At 42.7% G+C, this 2,910-nt stretch carries 5 protein-coding genes; 2 read left to right on the forward strand and 3 right to left on the reverse strand.

Annotation, left to right across the window (positions count from 1 at the left end):
- Window positions 1-212 precede the first annotated feature (212 nt).
- Entirely contained in the window at window positions 213-752 is a 540-nt protein-coding gene (locus tag AC1DUA_RS32085) for a 1,2-dihydroxy-3-keto-5-methylthiopentene dioxygenase (RefSeq protein WP_477503591.1), read from the forward strand.
- A 72-nt stretch (window positions 753-824) separates the two neighbouring features.
- Here the strand turns inward: AC1DUA_RS32085 and AC1DUA_RS32090 are convergent, their stop codons facing one another.
- The 3 genes from AC1DUA_RS32090 to AC1DUA_RS32100 all read right to left on the reverse strand — a co-directional run bounded on the left by AC1DUA_RS32090 (window position 825) and on the right by AC1DUA_RS32100 (window position 2,372).
- Window positions 825-1,616, reverse strand: coding sequence for an HAD family hydrolase (locus AC1DUA_RS32090; RefSeq protein WP_477503595.1), 792 nt, complete (start codon window positions 1,614-1,616; stop codon window positions 825-827).
- A 42-nt stretch (window positions 1,617-1,658) separates the two neighbouring features.
- Window positions 1,659-1,841: a DUF896 domain-containing protein gene (locus AC1DUA_RS32095; RefSeq protein ID WP_477503592.1), complete on the reverse strand. Its 183-nt coding sequence runs from the start codon at window positions 1,839-1,841 to the stop codon at window positions 1,659-1,661.
- A gap of 138 nt (window positions 1,842-1,979) precedes the next feature.
- The gene (locus AC1DUA_RS32100) at window positions 1,980-2,372 is read right to left on the reverse strand and encodes a LysM peptidoglycan-binding domain-containing protein (protein ID WP_477503593.1); all 393 of its coding nucleotides are present in this window, start codon (window positions 2,370-2,372) and stop codon (window positions 1,980-1,982) included.
- Between the two features lie 147 nt (window positions 2,373-2,519).
- Between AC1DUA_RS32100 and lexA the strand changes: the two genes are divergently transcribed.
- Window positions 2,520-2,910 (forward strand): transcriptional repressor LexA (gene lexA / locus AC1DUA_RS32105; protein WP_477503594.1); only part of this gene is annotated, 391 nt, incomplete at its 3' end.

Below are 2,910 nucleotides of genomic sequence, written 5' to 3' on the forward strand. Positions count from 1 at the left end.
CCTATAGGTTTTATCGGGTAATCTTATGATCATGCATCGACAGCGCACATCATTTCCACTATAATACAAGTATATTTACTAAGAAAGAGGGATGCTGCATGGCACAAATTAGAACCTATAGGTTTTATCGGGTAATCTTATGATCATGCATCGACAGCGCACATCATTTCCACTATAATACAAGTATATTTACTAAGAAAGAGGGATGCTGCATGGCACAAATTAGAATTCGCAATACCAACGAACGAATCGAAGGCGAAGAGCAAGTCAAAGCCTTCTTGGATAGCCAACAAGTTGTTTACGAACACTGGGATGCGAACAAACTTCCTGAAGCACTCCGCGAGAAATTCGTACTTAATGATGAAGAGAAAGCTCAAATCATTAGCACTTATGAGTCCGAAATCCGTGATTTAGCGGCTAGACGCGGTTACGAAATTTGGGATGTTATCTCCCTTTCCGACGCGACTCCAAGTATCGAAGATCTGCTTAAGAAATTTGAGCAAGTTCATACACACACGGAAGATGAAATTCGCGCAATAGTCTCTGGCAAAGGGATCTTCATCATTAAATCCGAAGAAATCGGCTATTTCGATGTTGAGCTTGAGCCAGGGGATGTCATCTCGGTTCCAGAGAACACGAACCACTTCTTTACATTGATGGATAATCGCCAAATCGTTGCTGTTCGTCTTTTCATTGAAAAAGATGGATGGGTCGCTTACAACGTGGAAGATCCTGCTTTCATCAAAGCTTAATTCCTTAGACAAAAGCCCAACAGCGAAGGACTCCTCGTCCTAACAGCCGTTGGGCTTTTTGGTTATGCTGGATTAAGCATTAGCGATTATCGGTAAAACTTCCTCTAAGCGAGATACCTCATTAGCAGGAACAATCTCATCTCCACTTTGCAGGCCATGATGGTTGATCCAAATATTGCGCATACCTACACGTCCAGAACCAAGGATATCCGTTGTCAATTTATCACCGATCATGATTCCTTCTTCTGCATGAATCCCCAGAAGTTCAAGTGCATGATGGAAAATTGAAACATCCGGTTTACCCACTCCAAATTCACCAGAAATGACAATATGATCGAAGTAGGACGTAATAGCCGGTACGCCAGCTAATTTTTCTTTTTGAAGATCGGGCGAACCGTTTGTTAGTAGAAGCAGCTTGTACTTACCCTTCAAAGAATCCAGCACACGAAACGTTTCTTCATAAACGTACGGACGCTTGCGGCGTTCAGCAGGAAAAAGCTCACCAAGCTTGTACCCAAGCTCTGAATCTTCTATACCTAACGCGCGAAGCCCACGCGTCCACGATTCAGTGCGATAGCCTGGCGCTAATTGTTGCAACTTGCGAAAATTCTCATTTTCACCTTGTGTGAAATTAGCCCATAGTCCTTCGAACGGATTAATGCCAATCAATTTGGTGAATGAAAAAGTTTCAAAAGACTCGTATAAAGCACGGGCTTCTTTACGAACAGCAGCCTCCAGCTCCTCTGGATTCACAGCCGCGTGTTTGGCTGCTTCAGCGCAAGTTGCTTCAAAAGCTTCCTGTACACTTCGGTCATCCCATAGAAGCGTATCGTCTAAATCAAAAAGTACAGCTTTCAACGTCATCATTCATTTCCCCTTTGAATGTTGTTTCTATGTGAAAAGCAACTACTCTTCGTCCGTGAACTTGATGGAATCAAGTTGAACTTTAAGATTGCCTCGGAAAGCCTCGATATATTTTTTTCTCAGTTCATTTCGTTCATCGATTTCCGCATCCGTTAAACCAACGGTTTTCGCTTTACGAGCAAGCTCATTAATGCGCTCTATGTTTTTATCCATACTGTCACTCATAATGATCCTCCTGTTCAAAAATTCAATATGAGTATTACTTTGCCATCCCTCTACTAGAATGTCAAGAAAACAGCAAAAAGAGGCATAGGAACAATTCCTAGCCTCTCACAGTCTATTTCCATTTCAGAAAAGTAATCATTAAGGGAGCAATAAAACCTGAGCTTCTTTCAAAGAACTCGTAGTTAAATGATTCTTCATTTTAATCTTATCTAAATAAGAACGAATGCTCTCTCCGTCCTTCTTATGAGCAGCTGCAATATCCCACAGCGTATCCCCTTCTTGAATAACAACTTGTTCCTGAACGACTGTCTTAGTCTCCACATGATTTGGCAAACTGCTCGTCGGCGATGAAGCAGCCGCATAGGCTTGTACCATGGCACCGAAAAAAAACACAGTTCCCAGAATTAAAGCAATGAAAAGAAACCGAATGATTGTTTTCATACTGCGAGATTTGGTTGCGATCCCTTTGGACGCGGTAGTTGATCTATGAGGTGTGCGTGAATTGTTAGTGTGTGAGTAGGCCATATACATGAATATTCATCCCCCAAACATTTGTTCTGTTTTTAGAATAACACGAACACATGTTTGAGTCAACGTTTTATTCGAACTTATGTTTGTACGAACTCGGGTTCTATGTTATACTTTGGGTAATGATTCCCAGCATTGGAGTGATAACTATTGAGTAAGATTTCGCAGCGTCAACAAGCTATTTTAGAATACATTAAGAACGAAGTGAAAGATAAAGGCTACCCGCCTTCTGTACGCGAAATCGGCGAGGCTGTCGGACTAGCCTCCAGTTCAACCGTTCACGGGCATTTGGAGCGTCTTGAGAAGAAAGGTTTAATTCGTCGAGATCCTACTAAACCTCGTGCTATCGAGATCCTTGGCCTAGACGGTGCTGAGACGCATTTCGCAGTTTCTGTTGCACGCGTTCCGCTCGTAGGTAAAGTTACCGCCGGGGTGCCGATTACAGCAACTGAGAACATTGAAGACTACTTTCCTCTTCCTGTCAGCATGGTCGGCGATAGCAACGTGTTCATGCTTAGCGTCATGGGAGACAGTATGATCG

Source organism: Paenibacillus sp. 01T422 (assembly GCF_056398785.1).

Excerpts from the sequence above, each read along its gene's own strand:
- AC1DUA_RS32085 (WP_477503591.1), top strand. The coding sequence starts at position 213 with ATGGCACAAATTAGAATTCGCAATACCAACGAACGAATCGAAGGCGAA.
- AC1DUA_RS32090 (WP_477503595.1), bottom strand. The coding sequence starts at position 1,616 with ATGACGTTGAAAGCTGTACTTTTTGATTTAGACGATACGCTTCTATGG.
- AC1DUA_RS32095 (WP_477503592.1), bottom strand. The coding sequence starts at position 1,841 with ATGAGTGACAGTATGGATAAAAACATAGAGCGCATTAATGAGCTTGCT.
- AC1DUA_RS32100 (WP_477503593.1), bottom strand. The coding sequence starts at position 2,372 with ATGTATATGGCCTACTCACACACTAACAATTCACGCACACCTCATAGA.